The following is a 22,789-nucleotide window of genomic DNA, read 5'->3' as shown; positions in this document are numbered from 1 at the left end:
GCAGATTAGGCGGTTTTGGCCACCGGCCGGATATCGAGCCCAACCAGCACCCGCTCTTCATTAGATAAGTCGCCGATAATCTTGCGAATCGGCACCGGCACCTTGCGCACCAAGGTCGGGATGGCCAGAATCTGGTCGCCCTCGGCCAGTTGCGGATTTTCGAGCAAGTCAATCACTTCCAGCTGGTAGCGGCCCACCAAGTGCTCGTCGCAGTAGCGGCGCAGGTTGGCCAGCGCCATTACCGACTTCGGCGTCTGGCCCGCCACGTAGAGGCGCAGCTCCCAGGTTTCCTTCGCATCGACGTCTTCCACTTCCATCAGGAGAACTTTAGGCCAACAAACCGCTGGCAGCTATACTTGGTTGTACGGCCCACCGGCCCCTATGACTGACGCGACTCGGCCAGCGGCGTGCCGCTGCCGTGGAGTGCGGCCCGGTCGCGGGTGGCGGCCTGCTGGCGCAGCTGCTCCTCGCTGTTGATGAAGCGCAGCTCTTCTTCGACGCTCTCAAATTCCGTGCGCAGATTGCCGATGTTGGCTTCCAGGGTGCGGCGGCGGCGCTCCAGCTCGCGGTCGCGGCGGGCCAGCTCCTGCTGGGCGGCGGCGGCCTGGGCTTGCTCGCGCAGCTGCTCGGTGAGGCGGCTGGCGCCGGTAATGATGCCCGTGGGCCCAATCACGACGTCGAGCAGCTCGATGCCGCGCTCGGTGACGACGAACTCGCGCACCTGGTTCGAGTGACTCATACCCCGGCTTTTGAGAATGCTCAGTCCGCGGTTGCGCTCGCCTACTCCCTCCAAATCGCGGACGCTAATCCAGGTGTCAACCAGCGACGAGACGCCTTCTTCGGTCATCTCCTCACTGCGGTTGGTGCCGCTGAGCAGGGAAGTAAACAGGGCCGTTATGCTGTTTACTTTCAAAAAATCAATCAGCCGGGTGAGCATCGAGCGCACCTCGTTGATATTGCCGACTGAAATCAGGTTGCTGATGGGGTCGATGACGACGGCCGTGGGCTCGAACTCCCGGACCAGCTTGTGCACCGTGACCAGGTGCCGCTCCAGGCCGTTGAGCGTGGGCCGGGCGGCCTCGATGCGCAACGCGCCGGCCTCTACCCAGGGAGCCAGATTCAGGCCCACGGACTTCATGTTGCGGATGAGCTGCTTGGGCGACTCTTCAAAGGCGAAAAACAGGCAGCGCCCGCCGGTCCGGCAGATTTCGTGGGCGAAGCCGGCGGCGAGCGTGGTCTTGGCTGTGCCGGCCGTGCCGGTGATGAGAATGCTGCTGCCCTCGTAGAAACCCTTGAGCCCGAACATCTCGTCCAGGGCCGGGATGCCCGACGAGACGATGCGGTCGGAAACTTCGTGCTCAAGCTTGAGCGACGTGACGGGCAAAACCGAGATGCCGTCCTCAGTGATGAGGTAGGGATACTCATTCGTGCCGTGGGTGCTGCCGCGGTACTTGACGATGCGCAGCCGGCGGGTCGTGATCTGGTCGATGACGCGGTTGTCGAGCAGAATCACGCAGTCCGACACGTACTCCTCCAGGCCTTGCCGGGTCAGGCTGCCCTCGCCGCGCTCAGCAGTGATGATGGTCGTGACGCCCTTATCCTTGAGCCAGCGGAAGAGGCGGCGGATTTCGGCCCGCAGCAGGGCCTCGTTGGAGAAGCCGCTGAACAAGCTCTCAATCGTGTCGAGCACCACGCGCTTGGCCCCGATGGAGTCGATGGCGTAGCCGAGGCGGATGAACAGGCCTTCCAAATCGTAATCGCCGGTTTCCTCAATCTCGGCGCGGTCGACGTGCACGTGGTCGAGGCGCAGGAGCTTCTGGGCTTGCAAATCGGGCAAATCGAAGCCCAGCGAGGCGACGTTGGCGGTCAGTTCGTCGGCCGTTTCCTCGAAGGCCATGAACACGCCCGGCTCCTGAAACTCGACGGCGCCGCGCACCAGAAACTCCATAGCCATGAGCGTCTTACCGCAGCCAGCGCTGCCGCACACCAGCGTGGGCCGGCCCAGCGGCAGCCCGCCCTCCGTAATTTCATCGAGCCCGTCGATGCCGGTCAGGGCTTTGGGCAGCGTGGGCAGGACAGGGTCGGCAGAAGCGGGAGCGGAACGGTAAGGCATTGCAGGTTGCGGAAAGCAAGGGCGGGTAGAGCTGGGCCAGGCAAAGCTACGCGGAATCGGGGGGGGTAGGGAATGGCTGGGGACGGGCAGGCTAAAAGGACGTCATGCCGCGCGCCGCGCAACGGAGCGAAGCATTCCGCGTGGGAAAGTAATCCAACCCTCAGGTGGTCCTGCTGAGCTTGCCGAAGCATCCTGGCAGCATAGTACTTCAATCATTGGTTGCCATTGATTACTTCCCCACGCAAGATGTCTCGCGTTGCTCGACATGACCGCCTTTCACCTTTTATTTAAACTACTTCCCCTGGCGAGATGCTTGGCTTTGCTCAGCATGACCGCCCTTTAATCGCCTTATTCCCTACCCCCCTGCCTAATGCAAAGGCCGGCGCTTGAGCATTCCGCCCACGGCGTCGTCGATGCTGTGCTGCACCAGGAAGGCGTGCGGGTCGAGGCGCTTGACTTCCTGGCGCACCTGCGGCAGTTCCAGGCGGGTGACGACGGTGAAGACGATGTTCATCTCCTGGCCCTGCTCGCCGCGCTTGCCGTAGCCGCTCTCGCCCTTGTAAATGGTGACGCCCCGGCCCAGCAAGTGCGTGATAGCGAAGCGAATATCCTCGCTGCGCTCGGAGATAATGGTTACGCCCGTATACTGCTCGATGCCGTTGAGCAGGAAGTCCAGGGTTTTGGAGGCGGCCACGTAAGTGAGGATGGAATAGAGGGCGGCCTGGACGCCGAGCACGAGCATGGCTGCGCCAAAGATGACGATATTGACCAGCAGAATCACGTCGCTTACTTTCAGCAGCGGCGTGCGCTGGCTCACGAGCAGGGCGGCGATTTCGGTGCCGTCGAGCACGGCCCCGCCGCGCATGGCCAGCCCGATGCCGGCCCCGATAAAGACGCCGCCAAACACGGCCGTCAGGAGCAAATCGGGCGTCACGTCGGGGTAGGGAACTACGGCAATGGCCAGCGAGAGGCCGGCAATGGCGGCGGCGCTTTTCAGGGCGAAGGCCAGGCCCAGCTGCCGGTAGCCGAGCAGCAGAAACGGCAGGTTGATGACCAGCAGCAGCCAGGACAGCCGAATGTCGAAAGCGGCTGAAAGCAGCATCGAGACGCCCGTCACGCCGCCGTCGATGAAGTGGCTGGACTGCAAGAAGCCCCTGATGCCCATGCCCGCGCTCAGGATGCCGAGCCCGATGAGGCCGAAATTCTTAAGGCCGGAGAGCAAATCGGCGACGGGCGCGCCGCCGGCGGGTGATGATTCGTCCATATCTTCCATAGCGGAGCTGGGAGAGCGTTGGCGCAGCTTGCGCAGCAGAATGAGTTGGGGCAGCAACATAAATGAGGGCGAAGCGGCGCGCTAGCGGGCTGGGCGGGCCGCGCGTCGGCCGCTCGTGTCCTGGTAGGGATGAATCGGGTTGCGGCAGTTGCCCTTGTGGGTGAGCGTGGCGTAGCCGTGGGTGACTTCGACGCGCAAATATTCGCAGCCCTCAATTGTGACCACGCGGTAGTCGGGCGGCACGCGGCGCCGGGCTTCCTCGACGCGCTTGCCGCGGCTGCTGGGCGACTCTTCGCAGCCCGCACCAAGACCAAGGACCAGCAGACTGAAGAGTAGAAAAGGTCTCATAGAGTTGTCAGCTGTGCAAGAGCTACTCGAACGGCCCGCTGCCGGGAGCCGCCCTGAGCTTTGTGTATGCAGTTTCGAGCCTGCTCAGCCATGCGCTGGCTGCTTTGCCGGGTAGCGTCCCCTGGGTTTACTGCTCAAGAGTCAAGCCCAGCGGCTCATCCTCTACGCAGAAGGCGAACCGCCGGGCTTGGGTTGCTGGCAACTGGGCGAAGAAATTCTGTTACTCCTCAAAGGCGTTTTCCAGCAGCTTTTCCTGGCGCATATAAGTCATCTTATACTCCGGGTCGAAGCGCACGCGCACCTGGGTGCGGGTGCGCTGGTACTTGCCCCGCGAAACCCGAAACGCCCGGCTCCGCTCGATGTAGGTCACGGTGCGGGTGCCGTCGGCGGCGGCGGGCGCCACGCGCAGTGTGCCTGGCACCACGGTGGTGCTCAGCTGCTTAAACTCCGGAAACATGCTTTGATTCAGCTCACTTTCGATGGCGGCCGGCGTCAGGTTCTGGCGGGTGTAGAGGCGCTCGACCACCGGCGCGAAGTGCTGCCGGGCGTTGAAGGGCGGCACCTGCAAGTCGGTGTAGTAGCTGCTCAGGGCCTGGCGCACGCGGGTAGTGGCCTCGTCGTCGCCTTCTTCGGGCGCGGCGGCCGGCGCCGAATCATCGGCGCCGGCCTGCGGGCTGGCCGCCGGGGCCGCAGCCGGCTCCTCGGTGGGCGGCGTAGCAGCAGCCGGCGCCGGCTGCGGGGTGGGCACCGGCTTAGCAGGGGCCGGCGCGCTGGGGAAAACGGCGTCCTCAGCTTCCGTGATAACCGGCTTTGGGGCCGGGGCGGGCCTGACCACCGAGTCGCGCGGGGGCGCCGCTGCCGCTACCGGAGGGCTGGAAAGGTCTTCTTCCGGCGCGGGGGGGGTAGGCGCCGAAGCCGACGGGCCAGCCTGCGGGCCGGTTTCGGGGCCCACAGCCACCGAGTCGGCGGCGGTCCGGCTGCGGCTGGTCAGATGCTCATCGCCCTGGTCGGGCCCCAGAAACAAGTAGCCCAGCAGCAGCAGCAAGGCCAGACCGCCCAGGGCCAGTAGCAGGGTGGGCAGCGCCCGGCTGGGGCGCTTGGATGAGGGCACGGGCTGGAAGTCCGGCGCCGGTGCCATTTCGGGCGCGGCGGCCCGCACGGCGACCGGCTCCATCGGCACCGGCGCGCGCTGAGCCTCAGCCAAGCCACCAAGTGACGCGGCCGGCGCCGGGACGGGTGTTGCGGTCACCGGGGGGGGTAGGACGGGCGCGACGGGTACGGGCGGCCCAACTGGCGGCAAGAAATCAACTGTGGGCGGCACTTGCGACGGCACCTGAGGCGGCGCGGCGGGTACGGGCGTGACGGGCAGGAAAGTCACTTCCGCGGCCCTGGCCGGCACCGGGGCAGAAGGCGCAGCCGTAGCCGACGCCGGCGCCACAACCACCGGCGCTACCGGCACCAACCGGGGTGGCGGCATCTCCCCGGGTGCCGCCGGGGCCGCCGGGGGTGGCGCGGGGGCGAGCGGGGTCGGGGCGGCCGGCGCTTGCTGGTACATATCAAGCAGCGATGGCAGCTCAGCGGCGGGCGCCGCCGCGGACGGCGCCGCCACAGGCGGCGGGGGCAGGGGTGGCGCCGGCGCCGGCGCGGACACCGGGGGGCCAGCCGGCGGGCGCGCGGGCGCCGCCGGGGGGGCCGCCACGGCCCGGTGCTTGAGAATGGCGTATTCGGCGGCGGTGATGGCGCCCTGGTCGAGCAGGGCCTTGAGCTGGCGCAGCACCTCGGGCTGCGAAGTAGGGTCGATGGGCGAAGGGGTCATGGTCCCTAAACGAAAAAAGAACTGCGAAAGCTAGTTTTTCTGGCCCAGGGCCGAGAGGCGGGCGCGGCGCTGTTGCAGGCGCAGGTCGGCGGCGCGGCGCACATCCACGTTTTGCAGCAGCCGCACCGAATCCTGACTTACCTGCTGCTTGTTTTGAGTGTTTTCTTTTTTCAAGTCCTCGATGCGCTTGAGGTTGCTGACGGTGCTGGCCCGGCGCTGCTGCACGTTGCGCTCCAGCTTTTCCTTGTCGCGCTCGGCCTCGCGCAGCTTTTTCCCGGCCTCGTCGATGGCGGCACGGTAGGCGCGCGGACGGGCGGCGCTGGCGAAGCTTTGCAGCAGCGTGCGCATAGCACCATACTCGGTCGGGCTGCCCGTCTCGTCGAAAAAGGTGTTGTCATCAAGGCCGCCGAACAGCGCCACTTCGGCCGTCGAGTCGGTGGGCGCGATAACGGTGGCGTACAGGTTGACGAGTTTGCCCGACAGGGTTGAAACCGACGCCTGCTTGGCCGTGAGCGTGGTCGACTTGCCCAGCCCGGCAATGCCGCCGCCCTTGAAGCGCACGTTGTAGCCGTCCTTCATCCAGTCCTGGAAGTAGCTGCGGGTGTCGTTGGCCGAGCCGTCGACCTGCACTTTCAGGGCCGGGCGCTCGCGCTTCTCGTGGCTGACGGTGCCGGCGCGCACGTCGTAGAGCTGGGCGGCAGCCCGCGGCGGCCGGGCCACCGTCAGCAGCAGAACCAGCAGCAGGGAGGAGGTAAATTTCAGCATGGGGGTAGGAAATAAGTGAAAGTCAAGTGCCACGGCTCAGCGTACTTCCTGCCGCGCGAAGGCCGCCTGCAAATCGGCCCGCATGGCGGCGAAGCGGGCCACGGCGGCGGCCATAAACTCGTCGTCGAGCAATTCGCGCACCTCGGCGTCGGTGCCCGTGAGCAGGTCCAGCTCGGCCACCTTGTAGGTCTGCTCCAGGCTGCCCTGCTCCAGCTTGAGCAAGAACTTGCCGTTCCAGGCCAGGAGCGTGATTTTTACGGTAGAATGCGGAATATCGGCAACGTGGCGCATGGCAGCAAGGCAAGGATGTTGGGGCTAACGAGTTGGCGGCGTAAGGGTTGAGCAAGAGCAGGTTTGTTCCTCAGTAGGCTTCCGGCCCGGAAGGGGGGGTAGGGAATTTAATCAGCCGGCGAAACTGCCGCGGGCCGGGCGCACCAACAGCAGCAGCGGCCCGTCGCGGCGTTTCTACCCCCTACCCCCGCCCTACCCGTGCAGCCATTCCTGCACGGGCAAGGTGTAGCACTCGCCGCCGCCCAGGATGTGCAGGCGCAGGTCGCGGATGGTGAAGGGCTGGCCGGGCTTGATGCGGTGAATGTTGGTGGCCGTGCCCGCCTGCCCCTCCACGATGGTGACCACGCCCGAACCGATAACTTCCAGCTCGCGGCCTTCCCGGATGACGACGCCGGTGTCCTCTTCCAGGCCCAGGCCCAGGCAGCCGGGGTTGGTGGCAATAATCTGGGCCATGCGGATGATGCGCCCGCGCCGCACAAAGTGGGTGTCGATGGCCACGTCGTGCAAGAATTGCAGGCCGGTGGTGACGTGAATCTCATCCTTGCGCATCCCACCGTTGTCGCGGCCCTGGTAAATCATGGGCGTGCTCATGGCCGCCGCGCCGGCCGAGGTGCCGGCAATCACAATAGCCTCGCGGGCGTGGCGCTCCTTGAGGCGGCGCAGCCAGCGCGTGCCGCCGAGCAGGGCCGTGAGGCGGAGCTGGTCGCCGCCGGTGAAGAGCAGGCCGGCGGCTTCCTCCAGCAGGCGCAGGTGCTCGTCGGTGTCGACCTCGGGCCGCTCGCGCACGTCCACTACCTCCACGCGCGCCACGCCCAGCTCGCGCAGCACGGTGAGGTAGTCAGCGGCAGCGGCCTCCGGAAACTCGGACGCAATGGGCACCACCAGCACCGGCCCCGGCAGGGTCAGCTCTTCCACAAAGCGCCGCAGGATGGCGTTGGAGGTGTGGTCGCTGTCGGCGCCGGTGGGCGACACCTTTTCTTCCCGCCCGCCGATGGCAATGAGGATGCCGCGCGGCGCCGGGCAGGCATAGGGGCTCAAGGGGGGGGTAGGGACTGGGCTGGCGGCGGGCTGTTTGCGGGTGGGCATAGGAGCTGAAAGGAAAAAGGATGATTGGCAAGCTGAACCAGGGCCGCGGGCCGGAAGCAACGAAGCCTCCAAGGGTCAAAATCCCTTGAAGGCTTGCGTAGCGTGCTATATCCCCGGCGAGCTTACTCCTCACCCACGGGCGTCAGGTCGGAGTTGGCCGGGCCGATGACCAGGGCGCCGAAGGCGTCGAAGCGGGAGCCGTGGCAGGGGCAGTCCCAGCTTTTTTCCAGGCCGTTCCAGTGCACCACGCAGCCCAGGTGCGGGCAGATGGCCGAGCAGGCGTGGGTGGCGCCGGCCTCGTCCTTGTACACGGCCACTTTGGTGAGGCCGCGGCGCAGCACGGCGCCCTCGCCGGGCTTAATCTGCTCTTCCTTCGACACGTCGCCGCCGGTCAGCAGCTCGGTATACTCGGCCATTACGTTCACGTTTTCCTTCACAAACTCCTTGGCGTTTTCCAGGCTGAGCGTGATGCGGCCGGGGTCGTAGAGCTGGGCCCAGGGGTTTTCGCGGCCCAGCACGAGGTCCGTGACCAGCAGCCCGCCGATGGTGCCGTGGGTCATGCCGTGGCCCGAGTCGCCGGTGATGATGAACACGTTGTCATCATCCAGCGGGTTGCGGCCGATGAACCCCAGGCTGTCGGAGGGCTCCTGCACCTGCCCCGACCAGCGAAAGTCGATGCCGGTCAGGTACGGAAACCGCTCGCGGGTCCAGGCTTCGAGGCGGTCGAAAGCGCCCTCCGGGTGGTCTTCCTGGCCGACTTTGTGGTCTTCGCCGCCCACCAGCAGCACATCGTAGTCGGCGCCGCCACGCAGGCCGGTCGGCCCTCCCTGCACCCGCACGTAGTGGTAGGGGTCGCCCATGTCCCAGAACAGGGCCGGCGCCACGCTGCCCTTGGGCACGCGCGCCCCAATCACGTAAGTGCGGTAAGAGCCCTGCTTGGTGTGCATCACCACCTGGTCGTTGAAGGGCGTGTTGGTGGCTACCACGATGCCGGCCGAGGCGCGCACGGTGTGGCCCTCGGTAGTTTCGGCGTAGGCCTCGCCGCCGCCCGCCACCTTCGTGACGTGGGTTTGGGTGAAGATGCGCCCGCCGTGCCTGGTGATGGCCTGGGCCAGCCCACTCAGGTACTTGATAATGTGGAACTGGCCCTGGTTGGGAAAGCGCAGGCACTCGCCGGTGCGAAAGCCCACGTCGCCGGCATCAGCCAGGTATTCCACCTCGCGCAGGCCGGCGCGGTGGGCGGCGTCCAGCTCTTTGCGCAAGTCCTTCGCGTTGCCTTCCTCGTGCAAAAACAGGTAGCCATCGACGCGGGCGAAGTCGCAGGCTATCTTTTCGTCTTTGATAATCTGCTCAATCCGGTCGATGGCCGCCGAGTGGCTTTCGGCCGCCAGGCGGGCGCCTTCTTTCCCAAAGAGGCTCTCCAGGTTGAAATAGTGGTCGTCGAGGGCGTTGGAGAGGTGCGCCGTGGTGCGGCCCGACTCGCCTGAGGCCAGCTCGCCATCTTCGAGCAGCACTACGTCGCGCCCTTCCTTGCTGAGCAGATAAGCGGTGGTCAGGCCCGCGATGCCGCCGCCCACGATGACCACTTCGGCCCGCAGGTCTTCGCGCAACGGCGCAAAAGCAGGCAGCGCGGGCGCCGTGCTGAACCAGGACGATTCGGTGCGGGCCGAGCTGTGGGCGGGGTTGGTGCGGGGCAGCGTGGGCATGGGCGTCGGCATAGGGGGTAGGGAAAAAGTGGGAGCTTTTCCTTACGCCGATAGGAGTTAAGAGTTGATTCCAATTTGTCATCCTGAAGCTTGCGCAGGATGACAAATTGGCTTACAGCAGCGTTTGCGCCAGCACGTAATCAGCCACCAGAATGGCGATAATGGAGTTGGTGACGGCCGCCGTGCTCGCCGCGCCCACTTCCAGCGAGCCGCCGCTCATCGTGTAGCCTTTGTAGGCCGAGATGGCCGCCACCAGAAAGGCAAACACCACTGACTTCACCAAAGCAAAAAAGACCGTGTAGGGCTTGAAGGCGTAGCGCAGGCCCTCGATGTACTCGGCGCCGGTGAGGCTGCCCGAGACCACGCCGGCCACGTAGCCGCCCACCAGGGCCAGCACCATCGCCAGCACCACCAGCAGCGGGAAGGTGAGCAGCGCGCCCAGCACCCGCGGCAACACCAGGTACGAGGCCGAATTGATGCCCATCGCGTCGAGGGCCGAAATCTGCTCGGTGATGCGCATCGTGCCCAGCCCGCCGGCGATGCTGGAGCCCACCTTGCCCGCCAGCACGATGCTGGTGATGGTGGGGGCCAGCTCCAGAATGGTCATCTCCCGCACCATGAAGCCCACCGTCGACATCGGGATAAGCGGGCTAATCATGTTATAGGCAATCTGCACGCAGGTCACAGCCCCGATAAAGGCCGACACCAGGCTCACGATGAAGATGGAATCGACGCCCAGCAGCACGGCCTCCTCGAAGGTCCGGGTCCAGACCACGGCCAGCCGCTCGGGGCGCCACAGCATGGCTTGCATCAACAGTAAAAAACGCCCGAAGGCGCTGACGGGTCGGGGTCCGGAATAACGCATAATGCTGAAAAAGGCAGCGCCAGGACCGTAGCCAGGCTGACCGCGCCGCAAAGGTACTGGCGCGGCCGGCGGCCGAAGGGCGGCATTCGGGCAGCGCCACCAACCCAGGCTGACGCCTACCCCCCGCTTTTACTTTAATCCCTACCCTACGCCCGCAGCGCGGGGCAGGCGCCGGGAACTTGCCTGGCCTCGGGCAGAGTTGGTTAGCGCGCACTTCGGCTTTGCTGCTTTCTATGTCTGCTTTTGTTTCTGCTACCGACACCTTCACCATAGCTTACGACGCGCAGCGCGAGCTGCTGCGGGCCTGCTGGCTTCAGCCGCTGGCCGATGAGGAGTTGCAGGCCACGCTGCTGGAGCTGCTGACGGCCGCGCAGCGCTACGCCAACTGCCGCTACTGGCTGCTTGACGCGCGCCGGCGGCCTATTGCCGGGCCGGCCTTGCGGCGCTGGGCGCGCCAGGTGCTGCACCCCCAGCTGTATCCTGCTCTGGGCGGGCCGGTGTTCGTAGCCTTTGTGGTGACGCCGGGCCAGTGGCCGGCCATTGAAAATGTGGCTATGGACCAGCACCTGCGGGCCGCCGCGGCCGAGGAAGTGTTTCCTAATTATTTCGAGGACGAGCCTACCGCCTTAAACTGGTTGCGCGACCAGCAGAAGCACGACTAAACAGCTGTTTTAAGTTGGCCGAAACCGAGGTGGAGACGCAAATTAACGCGTCCTCACCTCGGTTTCGGCGCTTCAACTCCTAGGTTAAACAGCTTCTAAAGCTGAGCGCTGCCACGGCTACTATGGCAAGGTCAGGGCGATATGCTAATTTTTTGAGTAAGATGTAAGCTCATATCATTAGCATTTGAGTTGTCTCCCGTATCTTTGAGCTAAGCGTACGGTAGTCTCCCGCCAACACGGTGGCCCCTGAAAAGGCGAAACCCCGGTTGCAGGAACAACCGGGGTTTCAAGAAGTGGGTGAGTAAAGCACCCTTTCTTCTTGTCCTCAAATGGTGAAGAAACGTGCGTTGAAGCTACTACGGGCCGCTGCTGAGGCGGTCCTGCTGGGGCTGATGAGTGGCGCCGCCAAGGCTATTGGCCTAGCGTTGCTGACCTACCTGCTCCAGCGGTAGTGGGTAAGGGGCCGGGCCGCAAGGCCGGGTCCCTTACTTTTTGCTGGCCAGCAAATATACGGCAACTAACGGAAACCAACGGCAACCTAACTGACCGTATCTCAAGGTTATCGGAGAGCGGCTGGGTTGGCTAAGCTGCTCGTGGCCAGCCCGCACCGGATTTAAGCTAATTTTGCCCGGCGCTACTTCCGCTGGCCCGCTCCCACCCCGCCCTTATCCCGTTCCCTACCCCCTTTCCATGAAGCAAGCCCTCGAAGAAGCCACCGCGCCCGACGTAACGGTGGCGCAGCCGCACGCCGACCCCCACGGCATCCAGGATGTGCTGCGGGCGCTGGGTGTGCAGCCCCACAACCCCGCCACCAGCACTGGCCGGCAGTGGCAGGGCCAGGATAACGCCCGCGTCCGCGCGGTGGTTTCGCCCGCTGATGGCCAGCCGATTGCGACTGTGGCGCTGGCCACCACCGAGGATTACAACCGGGTGGTGGAAACCGCGCAGGCCGCCTTCGCTCAGTGGCGGCTGGTACCGGCGCCCCGGCGCGGCGACATTGTGCGCCAGATTGGCAACGAGCTGCGCCGCCACAAGGAAAACCTGGGCAAACTGGTGAGCTACGAGATGGGCAAAATTCTGCAAGAGGGCCTGGGCGAAGTGCAGGAGATGATTGACATCTGCGACTTTGCCGTGGGCCTCTCGCGCCAGCTCCACGGTCTGACCATGCACTCGGAGCGGCCCCTGCACCGCATGTATGAGCAGTACCAGCCGCTGGGCATCGTGGGCATCATTTCGGCCTTTAATTTCCCGGTGGCGGTCTGGAGCTGGAACGCCATGCTAGCCGCCGTTTGCGGCGACGTGTGTATCTGGAAGCCGTCGGAGAAGACGCCGCTGGCGGCCGTGGCCGTGCAGCACATCATCCGCCAAGTGCTCGAAGACAACGACCTGCCCGAGGGCATCTTCAATCTCGTGCTTGGCGAGGCCGAAATCGGCGCCGCGCTGGCCGCCGACGCGCGCGTGCCGCTGGTGTCGGCCACGGGCAGCACCCGCATGGGCCGCAAGGTGGGCGAGGTAGTGGGCGCCCGCCTGGGTCGCGCCCTGCTGGAGCTGGGCGGCAACAACGCCATCATCGTCACCAAAAACGCCGACCTGGACTTGGCCATTCGCGCCATCTTGTTCGGGGCGGTGGGCACGGCCGGGCAGCGCTGCACCACCACGCGCCGCGTCATTATTGAGGACGAGGTGTATGAGGAAATCAAAAATCGTCTGCTGACCACCTACCCCAGGCTGCCCATCGGCCACCCCTTGCAGGCCGGCACGCTGGTCGGCCCGCTCATCGATGCGGCGGCCGTCGCCGGCTTTGAGGATGCGCTGCAACGGGTGCAGGCCGAGGGCGGGCGCCTGCTCACCGGCGGGCAGGTCGTCAGCTCGGCCGAGCTGCACGGCGGCCACTACGTGCAGCCCGCGCTGGTCGAGGCCGAGAATTCCTACCCCACCGTGCAGGAGGAAACTTTCGCCCCGATTCTCTACCTGATTAAGTACAGCGGCGGCGTGGACGAGGCCATTGCCCTGCAAAACGGCGTGCGCCAGGGCCTGAGCAGCAGCATCTTCACCCTGAATATGCGCGAGGCCGAAGCCTTCCTAGCCGCCACGGGCTCGGACTGCGGCATTGCCAACGTGAACATCGGCACGAGCGGGGCCGAAATCGGCGGCGCCTTCGGTGGCGAGAAGGAAACCGGCGGCGGCCGCGAGTCCGGCTCCGACGCCTGGAAAATCTACATGCGCCGGCAGACGAATACCATTAACTACTCCACAGAGCTGCCGCTGGCGCAGGGCATTAAGTTTGACGTGTAGCACCAGCTGTGGCTTGAGTCAAGAAAACAAACCGGCTCGCCTGAAGCTTCAGGCGGGCCGGTTTGTTTTCTTGGCCTCTTACAGAGGCCCTTGCAAGGGCCGTAGCCCGGACTGGATAGTCAGCACGTCAATTCTGTCTTCTGAAATCAGCCGATAAATCAGTCGGTATTGCCGAAATAGCAGTTCACGGATGGCTTCATCAGTAAACTCTGGCACCACTCGTCCAAGGCGCGGATGAGCTTTAAGTAAGTCAAGCTGTCGAAAAATGCTGTCGATAAATAACCCGGCGCGGACCGGCGAGTATTGCGCCAAGTACTCGGCTTGTTCATCGGCCTCGTGGATAAAGCGCGTAGTGTAGTGAACCAGCATAAGCCTCAGCGGCTAACCGCCGCACCGGCGCCCACCAGCCAGCGATTCAGATAGGTTCGCGCTTCGGCTTCGCCAACGGTTTCGCCGCTCTCAGATTGGCGAATACCCTCTTCAATGCGCCTGATAAGTAGTAGTCGCTCAAATAAATCATCTAGCTCGAAACCGTCGGGTAACTGCCGTACGGTTTCGATTATTTGTTCTTTCGTCATGCCAGTTTAGTGTTGAGACGAACTAAGATACGCTGTATTTCCGACCCTCTGCCCAGTGCCTGCCCTCGTTAGCGAAACCCGCCTTTTATCACACAGAATTTCATTGCACCGAGCCGACTGCGTAAAGAAGAAACAACTCAAATAGCTTCTAAGCTTTAACCCGCTTTCCTGCTGCCCGCGCCGCCGGCACCTCCAGCAGGGCGCTGATGGCCTGCGCCACGCAGAAGAGCAGCAGCAGTCGCGCCGGCACGGTGTAGCGGGCCTGGATGGCGAATGGCAGGTGCATCACCCCGAAGTAAACGACCAGGGCCAGCGCCAGCGCGAAGGCCGGCACCCGCCCCAGCCCGCGCCGGGCCAGCGCCCACGGAATGCAAACCAGCGCCAGCAGAAAGGTGGCCGCGCTGCTCAGAAATGGATAAAGCACTTTGAGCCGGGCCAGGGGGGTAGGGGCCGCAGCCCAGTCGCGGCGCTGCACGCCCGTCACCCACAGGCGCACCAGGGTGTAGAGGCGGGTTTGGAGGAAGTAGCCCGGCTCGGCCCGGATGTGGGCCAGGGTGTAGCGCACCAGCAGCTGCTCGCGGCGGCGGGTGTAGGCGCTGCTGTAGGTGGGGAACAGCTCCGGTCGTTGGCGCATCCGGGGCAGGTAGGTTGAGTCGCGGCGGGTGAGCAGCGGGGCGCACTGCCGCTCAATCTCGTCCCACTCCTGATTAAAGGCGCGGATGTAGCCCGGCACCTGGGTTGGCGCCGCGAACTGCACCAGCTCGTCGCCCATCGTGTTGCCCCAGTAGCGCTGCTCGTGGTAGCCGGGCATCCGCAGGGCCCAGAAGCCGATTTGCAGCACCCCGCCGCCGCCCTCGAGCGAAGTGACCTTGAAGGTGCCGTGGTGGCGGTAGTTCCAGGCCGCGTAGGGCAGCAGGGTCAGGCCGAAGAGCAGCAGAAAGCCCCCCGCCGGCCCCCGCCGAAACGCCCGCCGCTGCCAGCCCCAGTCCAGGGCCACCTGCGCCAGCGGAAACAAGATGAACATGGGCCGCACCTGCACCAGCGCCCCGGCCAGCCCGGCCAGCAGCGCGGCCCGCACCCAACTGCCCGGCGCGCGCACCAACGCCACGTGGAAGTAGAGCAGCAGCAGAAAGCCCACCAGCACCTCCGGAAACACCAGGGCCGCAAAGTAGGCGCCCTGAATGTTGGGCAGCAGCAGCAGCAAAAACAGGTTGCAGCTCCGCCAGGAACCGGGCGCGCTCAGCCGGCGCAGCGCCGCCAAGGTCAGGGCCACGGCGCCGAAATACAGGACCAGCTGTAGGAGCTTCAGCGCCAGCACGCTCTGGGTGAGGGTGCGCACTGCCAGCACAAACAAAGGGTAGCCGGGGTTGCGAAACGTGTCGGGCACGTACTCGGGCAGGAAATACCAGTACGAGTAGCGTCCCCGCGCCAGGCCCTCGGCGTAGCCGAGGTAAGTGTAGTGGTCGCCGCTGACCTGGTTTCGGAAGGCGAAGAACACCAGCGCCGACACCAGCAGGTTCAGCCCCAGCAGAGCCAGGAAGAGGCGCCGGCCGGCCAGCCCGCGCCGCAGCTGCGTGATAAGGGTGGGCGGCATGGCTAGCGGCTGACTTCGGCCGGGACGGCCGCGGCGGGCTGCTTGCGGAAGTCGCCCCGCGAGAAGTACTTCTCAATCAGGCAGTACATCATAATGAAGAAGTAGCGGCTGCCCATCTCCTTGATTTTGAGCTTCGACTCGCCGTACTTGCGGTTGGTCCAGGAGTTGGGCACCACGGCGTAGCTGTAGCCGCGCACGATAGCCTTGAGCGGCAACTCCAGCGTGAGGTTGAAGTGGGGCGAGAGAAAGGGCTTGAGGCCGTCCATCGTCTCGCGGCGGTAGAGCTTGAAGGCGTTGGTGCAGTCGTCGTATTTGAGGCCGAAGCTGAAGCGGATGATGGCGTTGGCCAGCCGGTTAAGCAGCCGCTTGGGGCCGGGATAGTCCACCACGCGCCCGCCGCGGCTCCAGCGCGAGCCGAACACGCAGTCGTAGCCTTCCTGCTGCATTTTGCGGTAGTAGCGCACCAGGTCGGCGGGGTCGTCGGAGAGGTCGGCCATCATCACGGCCACGCAGTCGCCGGTATAGCGCTCCAAGCCGTAGCGCACGGCGTAGCCGAAGCCGTTGGGGCCGGCGTTGGTGTAGTAGGTGAGAGTCGGAATTTCCAGGGCCAGCGCCTGCAAACGGGCCAGAGTCTGGTCGCGGGAGTTGTCGTTGGTGACCACAATCTCGTGCGCAATCTGCTCCTGCCGCAGCGCGGCGTAGAGCGTGCGCAAGGTTTCGGCGATGCTGCCTTCCTCATTATAAGCCGGGATGACGACGCTCAGCTTCAGGGGTTCAAGCGGGCGGGGGGGGGTAGGGAAACTCATCAGCTCGTCCGCTTACGGTTACAGGGCCGGCACGGGCTGACGCTGGCGCAGCTCCTCGAAAATCTGGGTCAGCGTGGCCGTCAGGCCGTACTCGAACCGCCAGCCGGGGTAGTGCTGCTGAAAGCGGCTCACGTCGGACACGTACCAGATGTGGTCGCCGACGCGGTTTTGCGCCGAGTATGAGTGGCTGATTTTATTACCCGTGATTTCCTCGCACAGCACGATGGCCTCCTGCATCGAGCAGTTGGCGAAGCGGCTGCCACCGGCATTGTAGACCTGCCCGCCGGTGCGCGGCTGCTGGTAGAAGTGCCAGAACATGTTCACCAAATCGTAGGCGTGGATGTTGTCGCGCACCTGCTTGCCCTGGTAGCCAAACACGGTGTAGTGGTCGCCGGTCAGGGCGCACTTCATCAAATACGATAAAAAGCCGTGGAGCTGGGCGCCGGAGTGGCGCGGCCCGGTGAGGCAGCCGCCGCGGAAAACGGCCGTCTTCATGTTGAAATAGCGGCCGTATTCCTGCACCAGCACGTCGGCGGCCACCTTGGAGGCGCCGAAGAGCGAGTGCGTGGTGTGGTCGATGCTCATCTGCTCATCAATGCCGCGCTCAAAATACGGGTGGCTCTCGTCAATTTCCCAGCGGGTTTCCCGCTCGATGAGGGGTAGGGAATTGGGGTTGTCGCCGTAAACTTTGTTGGTTGAGGTGAACACGAACACCGCGTCCGGAGCGTGCTGGCGGGTCATTTCCAGCAGGTTGAGCGTGCCGTTGGCGTTCACGGTGAAGTCGGTGAACGGCTCGCGGGCGGCCCAGTCGTGGCTGGGCTGGGCCGCGGCGTGCACCACCAACGCCAAATCGGCGCCGTACTCTTGGAAGATGGCTTCCAGCGCCGCTAAGTCGCGGATGTCGACCGCGTAGTGGCGGTAGTTGGCAAACTGCTCCTGCAAGCGGGCGCGGTTCCAGTCGGTGGAGGCCTGCTCGCCGAAGAAGTACTGGCGCAGGTTGTTGTCAATGCCGACCACGACATCGAATTTCGAAGCGAAGAACTCCACCGCTTCGGAGCCAATCAGGCCGCCGGCGCCGGTGATAAGGGCAACTTTCATAGTAGGTTTAAGGGGCCAGGCTTAGCCCAGGATAGGTTTGAGCTGCGCTTCATTTTCGCGCAGCCAGTTATAAACATCGGTCACGATTTGCTCGACCAGGCGGCGCGGCTGCCAGCCGGTGAGCTGGGTAACTCGGGCATTATCAGTTAAATAGAGCTGAATATCGGCTTGCCGGGTTTCGGCCTGCGCGCTGATGGACACGGTGTGGCCCGTCACGCGCTGGCACACGGCCGTTAACTCTTGCAGGCTCACGCTGATATCGCGGCCGCCGCCCACGTTGAGGGTGCGGCCGTTTACTTTATCCAAATTAGCGAGCTGATAATCAATCAAATCAAACAAGTCATCGACGTGCAGCACGTCGCGCACCTGCTTGCCGGTGCCGCCGAAGCCGACGTAGCTCAGCGGCTGCTGCCAGAAGTGGCGCGCCACCCACAGCACCACCACGCCCTGGTCCACCTTGCCCATCTGCCAGGGCCCGGTGAGCACGCCGCAGCGGTTGATGACCGTGCGCAGGTTATAAAAATGGTGGTATTCCTGAATCAGGTACTCCGAGCACAGCTTGGTGGCGCCGTAGAGCGAGCGGTAGCCTTCGAGCGGAAAATCTTCGGCCAAGCCGCGCGCCGAGATGCCGGCTAAGATTTGCTCCGAGCTAATCTCAAAGCGCGTTGCGGCCTCTTCGGTTTGGATTTTATCAATCTGATTAATCGGATAAATTCGGCTCGTGGACAGAAAGATAAAGGCCGCGTCGTGCCGGCGGGCATAATTCAGGCAGTTGACCGTGCCGCTCAGGTTGGTATTAATCAGGTAGTCGGGTGCCGAGGTCAGGCCGGCGAGCACCGAGGGCTCGGCCGAGGCTTCGATAACGGCCTCGACGGGGGGTAGGGCGTCGAAGTCTTCTTGGTTGCGAATGTCGCCGTGCACGAACTCGACGCCGCCGGCCCGCAGGCGCGGCAGGTTCAGCTCCGAGCCGCGGCGCTTGAGGTTGTCGAGGGCCAGCACGCGGCAGTCGGGGTAAGCCTGCTTGAGGCGCAAAGCCAGGGCCGAGCCCACGAAGCCCGCCCCGCCCGTGATAAGAATAGAATTGGCCGCCATGCAGTATTAGTAGGCTGTAAAATTAAGGTTAAAGGCGGAGAACTGGAAAGTTTATGGTAGAGCTTTACTAAATAAATTGTCGCAGCGAGGCACTAATGAAACGCTAATCCGGCTGCTGGCTCCTGCAACCCTGGCAGGCCCCCGCTGGTCTTTGCCCTACCTTACGCCCGCCGCTCCTCCCTACCCCCTCTTCTGCATGGAAGCCCTGCACACCGCCTACGTCGACATCAACGCCCCGCTCGTCGAGCGCTGCCGCCTCCATGACCGGCAAGCGCAGGCCGAGCTGTACCGGCGCTACAGCAAGGCCATGTTCAACGCGGCCCTGCGCATCACCGGCGACTATGCCGAGGCCGAGGACGTGCTTCAGGAGTCGTTTTTGAGCGCCTTCCGGGAGCTGCCCAGCTACAAGGCCGAGTCCTCATTCGGGGCCTGGCTCAAGCGCATTGTGGTCAACAAAAGCATCAACTGCCTGCGCCAGCGCCGCCTGCCCCTGGTGCCGCTGGCCGAGCAGCACGACACCCACGCCGACGCCGCGCCGAGTCCCGCTGACCCCGACGAAGCCACCGAGCAGCACTACCGCGCCGACGTGCTGCGGCGCTGCATCCAGGAGCTGCCCGACGGCTACCGCGTGGTGCTCACGTTGTATCTGCTCGAAGGCTACGACCACCTCGAAATCGCCGGCATCCTGGGCATTTCGGAGTCCACCTCCAAGTCGCAGTACAGCCGCGCCCGCCAGCGCCTGCGCGAGCTGGCCGGGCAGCGGGGCCTGTCGTAGGCGGGGCAGCAGGGAAGCCGATTGAGCAGCTGCGGAATAAGCTGGCGAGGCCAGAACTTCCTTTTTTGAGTTTGACTACGTACATACGGCTACAGCGCTATCCGCTATTCACAACCTCTTACCCGCTACTTATCCCTATTCCGCCTACCCCCTCCTACCAGCTTATCACCTACTACTTACTACTACCCTATCATGTCTACTGAGAAACTAACCCAGCTGGAAACCTTTATCGAGCGGCACCGGCCCGACTTCGACGCCCACGAGCCCGGCCCCGAGCTGTGGGCGCGGCTGGAGCAGCAGCTCGGCCAGCCCGGTCCCGGCGTGGGCCCGGTGCTGCTGGCCGAAGCAAGCCCGGCTGCGGCTCCTGAAGCAGTTGTTTTCGAGAAGCCCACGGCCAATGCATCGGCCCGCCCGCGGGGTGCGGCCCCGTGGCGCCGCTACGGCGTGGCGGCGGCCCTGGCCGCGCTCGTGGTGGCGGCGGTGCTGAGCGAGGCGCACCGCCCGGCCGCCGTTGCCGCGATGGCGCCCACTGACGCGCCGCTCGGCGCGGCGCCCGCCGATGTCGTCGCCTTCGGCCCCGCGCCGGCCGTGCTGGCGGCCACCGAGCGCCTCGGGCCGGCCGAGCCGCGCCTGGCCGTGGCCGTGCGCGGCATGGAAACCTACTACGCCGCCCAGCTCAGCGCCCGCCAGGCCGAGCTGCGGCGGTTCGACGCCCGCACCGAGCGCACCGACTGGCCCCGCGAGCTGGCCTCGCTGGACTCGAGCTATCAGCAGCTCAAGGAGGAGCTGCCCCACCACCCGCAGCCCGAAGTGGTGCTCACGGCCATGAACCGCAACCTGCAAATTCGCCTCGACATCCTCGACCAGCAGCTGGAGCATCGCGCCACCGCCCCCGACCCAGCGGCCCTGCCCGGCGGCACGATGGTCAGCCTGGCCGACAGCCGCTCGCAGCCGTGAAGCAGCGCCTTTTCCTGTCAGAGGGGGGTAGGGCGGCTGGGCGCCGTCTCGGGCCGGGCCTGCTGAGTTTGTTGCTTTTGCTGAGTTGCCTGAGTGGTGGGAGGCTGAGGGCGCAAACCGTGGTGGCTTACCAACACCAGGCCGCGGGCTCCCTACTCGGGGCTGATGCGCCGCGGCTGGTTGTGCTGGTGCCGGCAATACCTCAGCCCGACCCGGGCCTGGATGAGCAGCCCGCCGGCTGCCGCTGGCGCGTAGAGCAGCGTCGGGCGGTGCTGCGGCGCTTTGCCGTGCCGACGGGGGGTAGGCCCCTGGCCTTGGATGCGCGCTACGGCCAGGTGCAGCTCACGGTTTGGAACAAGGCCGAAATCCGGGTGGAGGCCGAGCTGGTGGGCCGCGCCGAAACGCCGGCCGGCGCCCGGCAGGTACTCGACGCGCTGGGGGTGCAGTTTCTGGACTACGATGCCCACACCGGGGGCGGCGTGGCCGTGGCCTCGCAGTTCGGGCCGGCCTTGCGCGGGGGCAGCGGCGCCGGCCGCCGCTACGAAGTCAACTACCGCATCTGGCTGCCCGCCACCACCAGCCTGCGGCTGGCCGCCGCCTTCTGCGAAGTGAGCATCAGCGGCGACCTGCGCGGCCCCACCGACCTGGCCGTGGACTACGGCACCTTGCGCACCAGCCGCCTCGACGGCCCCCAGAACCAAGTGCGCATCAGCAACGGCGACTGCGCCATTGCCTACGCCCGGCAGGCCAGCTTCGACGCCCGCTTTGCCCGCCTGCAGCTCGACGAGGGCCGCCGCGTAGACCTGCGCAACAACTACTCCGACATCAGCATCGGCACCGTCGAGGAGCTGACCATCCACAGCAAGTACGGCGACGTGGCCCTGGGCCAGGTGCAGCGCCTGCGCGGCGAGAGTGGCTACTCGCGCTTTCGCGTCGAGCACCTGAGCCAGGAGCTGGACATGGACGTGCTCTACAGCCCCGACTTCGAGGTGCGCGGCTTCGGTCCCGACTTCCGGCAGGTGACGCTGGACGGCGGCTTCAGCACCATTCGCCTGGGCTTCGCCGAGGCGCCGGGCTTTGAGTTCGACGTGCGCACCGAGCAGGGCCAGCTGCTGGTGGACCGCCACCTGGTGCAGGTGCTGAGCGAGGAAAGCACCGCCCGCCGCTCCGACGTGCTGGGCGTCTACGGCCCGGCCACGGCCCGCGCCCGCCGCCCGGCTCGTGCTCCCGGCAAGGTGAATGTGAAGGTGCGCCACGGCACGGTGCGCTTCAGCCGCTAGCAGGGGGGGGGGTAGGGATTTAGTCTCTAAGCAGGCCGGTATCTTCGGCGCTATGACGCGCCGTTTGCGGCCGGGCGGGGCCGGCTGGCGTTGCCCGTTACCCAAGCCCGCGCTCACATTATCCCGCTCATCTGCCCGTGCCTGCCGCCATCCCTACCCCCTCCTCTCTGCTCAATGCCTACGCCCTGCGCCTGCGCCCCGGCCAGGATTTAAGGCAGGAGCTGACGGCTTTTGTAAAGGCCAACCACTTCCGGGCGGGCGTGGTGCTCACCTGCGTGGGCAGCCTCACCGAGGTGGCGCTGCGTCTGGCCAATCAGGATGGCGCCACCACCTACCGCGGCCACTTCGAGATTGTCTCGCTCGTGGGCACGCTCAGCACGGCGGGCTCGCACCTGCACCTGGCGGTGGCCGACTCGACCGGCCGCACCCTGGGCGGCCATCTGCTCGACGGCTGCCGCATCTACACCACCGCCGAGCTGGTGCTGGCCAAGCTGCCGGCCCTGGAGTTCGGGCGCGAAACCGACCCCGCGTTTGGCTATCAGGAGCTGACGGTGCGCCCGGCCGCGCCGGCTACGCCGTTCAAAAAAAGCTAGGGGGCAGGGAATCTCGCGTCGCCGGGCAGTCCGGCCCGACGACGCGAATCGTCCGGCCGGTCGTCGTCAGTGCGTGCCGGCAGAACACCATTTTTAACCTGCGCTAACAGCGCTGGCGGGAACCAAGCGGCCCAACCCAGGCTGTCGGGTCGAAGCACCTGTTTATTCGTTTTTAATTGCCTGTATTAAGTAAGGCAACCCGTGCGTATTATTGTAACAGGAAGATTATCAGCGTGAGCGGCATCTTTGATGCCGCCCTTTATTTCTATGAATAGCACAATTCACGGGGTCGCGTTGGCCTTGCTCGCGGCGGCGCCCGTGCGTAGCCGGGCCCGGCTCACGCCGCCCGTCTGGCCCGTGCCCATGCCGCTGGTGCGCGAGGGCATCGCGCTGCACGACAAAGCCGATTACGCCGGCGCCACGGCCAAGTACGGGGCCGCGCTGCCCGGCGACTCAACCTATGCCCTGGCCCAGAGCGAGCTGGCTTTGTCGCTGCGAGCCGCCAGCCAGCACGAGCAAGCCATAGCCGCCGCCCGCCGCGCTCTGGCCCTGAATCCCGACGAGCCCCAGACCCCGGGCCAGGTATTCGAGCGCGCCAGCTTCGCCGACAGCAGCCTGCGCAGCGGCCGGCACGAAAGCTTCTGGCCCGGCGGCAAGCTCCTGAAGCAGGAGTATATGACGGAAAATAGTGGACCATCATCGTGCTAAGTAGCTTTTGCGCCGGGTTTCGCAGGGACCCTAACGTGATAATGACCCTGCGAAACCCGGCGCGAAATACCGCCCGCGCTTGCATTAA

General features: G+C 65.2%; 24 protein-coding genes. 8 read left to right on the top strand and 16 right to left on the bottom strand.

Going from position 1 to position 22,789, the window contains the following annotated elements; genetic code table 11:
- Positions 1–5: 5 nt before the first annotated feature.
- From ACFE70_RS00810 to ACFE70_RS00765, 10 genes are all read right to left on the bottom strand, one after another.
- Positions 6–317: a circadian clock KaiB family protein gene (locus ACFE70_RS00810; protein ID WP_375415797.1), complete on the bottom strand. Its 312-nt coding sequence runs from the start codon at positions 315–317 to the stop codon at positions 6–8.
- Positions 318–379: 62 nt separating this feature from the next.
- Positions 380–2,113, bottom strand: a complete 1,734-nt coding sequence (kaiC, locus tag ACFE70_RS00805; RefSeq protein WP_375415796.1) for a circadian clock protein KaiC — start codon at positions 2,111–2,113, stop codon at positions 380–382.
- Between the two features lie 367 nt (positions 2,114–2,480).
- The gene (locus ACFE70_RS00800; protein ID WP_375415795.1) at positions 2,481–3,446 is read right to left on the bottom strand and encodes a YitT family protein; all 966 of its coding nucleotides are present in this window, start codon (positions 3,444–3,446) and stop codon (positions 2,481–2,483) included.
- A gap of 21 nt (positions 3,447–3,467) precedes the next feature.
- Positions 3,468–3,734 carry a hypothetical protein gene (locus ACFE70_RS00795; RefSeq protein ID WP_375415794.1) on the bottom strand — a complete coding sequence of 89 codons (267 nt, stop codon included), beginning with the start codon at positions 3,732–3,734 and terminating at the stop codon, positions 3,468–3,470.
- A 220-nt stretch (positions 3,735–3,954) separates the two neighbouring features.
- On the bottom strand, positions 3,955–5,550 hold the full coding sequence (locus tag ACFE70_RS00790; protein ID WP_375415793.1) for a hypothetical protein: 1,596 nt from the start codon (positions 5,548–5,550) through the stop codon (positions 3,955–3,957).
- 30 nt (positions 5,551–5,580) lie between these two features.
- Positions 5,581–6,315 (bottom strand): hypothetical protein, encoded by a 735-nt coding sequence (locus tag ACFE70_RS00785; protein ID WP_375415792.1) that lies wholly within the window; start codon positions 6,313–6,315, stop codon positions 5,581–5,583.
- A 36-nt stretch (positions 6,316–6,351) separates the two neighbouring features.
- On the bottom strand, positions 6,352–6,606 hold the full coding sequence (locus ACFE70_RS00780) for a hypothetical protein (protein WP_375415791.1): 255 nt from the start codon (positions 6,604–6,606) through the stop codon (positions 6,352–6,354).
- A gap of 192 nt (positions 6,607–6,798) precedes the next feature.
- Positions 6,799–7,692 carry a cyanophycinase gene (locus ACFE70_RS00775; RefSeq protein WP_375415790.1) on the bottom strand — a complete coding sequence of 298 codons (894 nt, stop codon included), beginning with the start codon at positions 7,690–7,692 and terminating at the stop codon, positions 6,799–6,801.
- Between the two features lie 122 nt (positions 7,693–7,814).
- Positions 7,815–9,410, bottom strand: a complete 1,596-nt coding sequence (locus ACFE70_RS00770) for an FAD-dependent oxidoreductase (RefSeq protein ID WP_375415789.1) — start codon at positions 9,408–9,410, stop codon at positions 7,815–7,817.
- A 100-nt stretch (positions 9,411–9,510) separates the two neighbouring features.
- Positions 9,511–10,209 carry an MlaE family ABC transporter permease gene (locus ACFE70_RS00765; RefSeq protein WP_375415788.1) on the bottom strand — a complete coding sequence of 233 codons (699 nt, stop codon included), beginning with the start codon at positions 10,207–10,209 and terminating at the stop codon, positions 9,511–9,513.
- 287 nt (positions 10,210–10,496) lie between these two features.
- Here ACFE70_RS00765 and ACFE70_RS00760 point away from each other — a divergent pair, with 287 nt between their 5' ends.
- From ACFE70_RS00760 to ACFE70_RS00750, 3 genes are all read left to right on the top strand, one after another.
- A complete protein-coding gene (locus ACFE70_RS00760) occupies positions 10,497–10,925 on the top strand; it encodes a hypothetical protein (protein WP_375415787.1) in 429 nt (142 codons plus the stop codon).
- Between the two features lie 329 nt (positions 10,926–11,254).
- Positions 11,255–11,377 carry a hypothetical protein gene (locus ACFE70_RS00755; RefSeq protein ID WP_375415786.1) on the top strand — a complete coding sequence of 41 codons (123 nt, stop codon included), beginning with the start codon at positions 11,255–11,257 and terminating at the stop codon, positions 11,375–11,377.
- Between the two features lie 238 nt (positions 11,378–11,615).
- A complete protein-coding gene (locus tag ACFE70_RS00750) occupies positions 11,616–13,220 on the top strand; it encodes an aldehyde dehydrogenase family protein (RefSeq protein ID WP_375415785.1) in 1,605 nt (534 codons plus the stop codon).
- A gap of 78 nt (positions 13,221–13,298) precedes the next feature.
- Here ACFE70_RS00750 and ACFE70_RS00745 read toward each other — a convergent pair whose 3' ends face one another.
- From ACFE70_RS00745 to ACFE70_RS00720, 6 genes are all read right to left on the bottom strand, one after another.
- A complete protein-coding gene (locus ACFE70_RS00745) occupies positions 13,299–13,589 on the bottom strand; it encodes a type II toxin-antitoxin system RelE/ParE family toxin (RefSeq protein WP_375415784.1) in 291 nt (96 codons plus the stop codon).
- A gap of 5 nt (positions 13,590–13,594) precedes the next feature.
- Positions 13,595–13,798, bottom strand: coding sequence for a hypothetical protein (locus ACFE70_RS00740; RefSeq protein ID WP_375415783.1), 204 nt, complete (start codon positions 13,796–13,798; stop codon positions 13,595–13,597).
- Positions 13,799–13,946: 148 nt separating this feature from the next.
- Positions 13,947–15,392 carry a hypothetical protein gene (locus ACFE70_RS00735; RefSeq protein ID WP_375415782.1) on the bottom strand — a complete coding sequence of 482 codons (1,446 nt, stop codon included), beginning with the start codon at positions 15,390–15,392 and terminating at the stop codon, positions 13,947–13,949.
- A 2-nt stretch (positions 15,393–15,394) separates the two neighbouring features.
- On the bottom strand, positions 15,395–16,162 hold the full coding sequence (locus tag ACFE70_RS00730; RefSeq protein WP_375415939.1) for a glycosyltransferase family 2 protein: 768 nt from the start codon (positions 16,160–16,162) through the stop codon (positions 15,395–15,397).
- Positions 16,163–16,216: 54 nt separating this feature from the next.
- Positions 16,217–17,296: an NAD-dependent epimerase/dehydratase family protein gene (locus ACFE70_RS00725; RefSeq protein WP_375415781.1), complete on the bottom strand. Its 1,080-nt coding sequence runs from the start codon at positions 17,294–17,296 to the stop codon at positions 16,217–16,219.
- 21 nt (positions 17,297–17,317) lie between these two features.
- On the bottom strand, positions 17,318–18,388 hold the full coding sequence (locus tag ACFE70_RS00720; RefSeq protein ID WP_375415780.1) for an NAD-dependent epimerase/dehydratase family protein: 1,071 nt from the start codon (positions 18,386–18,388) through the stop codon (positions 17,318–17,320).
- A gap of 196 nt (positions 18,389–18,584) precedes the next feature.
- On the opposite strand from ACFE70_RS00720, the gene ACFE70_RS00715 reads away from it, so the two are divergent.
- The 5 genes from ACFE70_RS00715 to ACFE70_RS00695 all read left to right on the top strand — a co-directional run bounded on the left by ACFE70_RS00715 (position 18,585) and on the right by ACFE70_RS00695 (position 22,701).
- Entirely contained in the window at positions 18,585–19,163 is a 579-nt protein-coding gene (locus ACFE70_RS00715) for an RNA polymerase sigma factor (RefSeq protein ID WP_375415779.1), read from the top strand.
- 192 nt (positions 19,164–19,355) lie between these two features.
- Positions 19,356–20,120 carry a hypothetical protein gene (locus ACFE70_RS00710; protein ID WP_375415778.1) on the top strand — a complete coding sequence of 255 codons (765 nt, stop codon included), beginning with the start codon at positions 19,356–19,358 and terminating at the stop codon, positions 20,118–20,120.
- Positions 20,121–20,242: 122 nt separating this feature from the next.
- Positions 20,243–21,400: a hypothetical protein gene (locus tag ACFE70_RS00705; protein WP_375415777.1), complete on the top strand. Its 1,158-nt coding sequence runs from the start codon at positions 20,243–20,245 to the stop codon at positions 21,398–21,400.
- 137 nt (positions 21,401–21,537) lie between these two features.
- Positions 21,538–21,993 (top strand): PPC domain-containing DNA-binding protein, encoded by a 456-nt coding sequence (locus ACFE70_RS00700; RefSeq protein WP_375415776.1) that lies wholly within the window; start codon positions 21,538–21,540, stop codon positions 21,991–21,993.
- Between the two features lie 267 nt (positions 21,994–22,260).
- Positions 22,261–22,701: a hypothetical protein gene (locus ACFE70_RS00695; protein ID WP_375415775.1), complete on the top strand. Its 441-nt coding sequence runs from the start codon at positions 22,261–22,263 to the stop codon at positions 22,699–22,701.
- The last annotated feature ends 88 nt before the right edge of the window (positions 22,702–22,789 follow it).

Origin of the sequence: uncultured Hymenobacter sp. (assembly GCF_964243305.1) — a bacterium.
Lineage (GTDB): Bacteria > Bacteroidota > Bacteroidia > Cytophagales > Hymenobacteraceae > Hymenobacter.
Note: the sequence above shows the minus strand (reverse complement) of the source record. Positions and strands in the feature narration are given on the sequence as shown.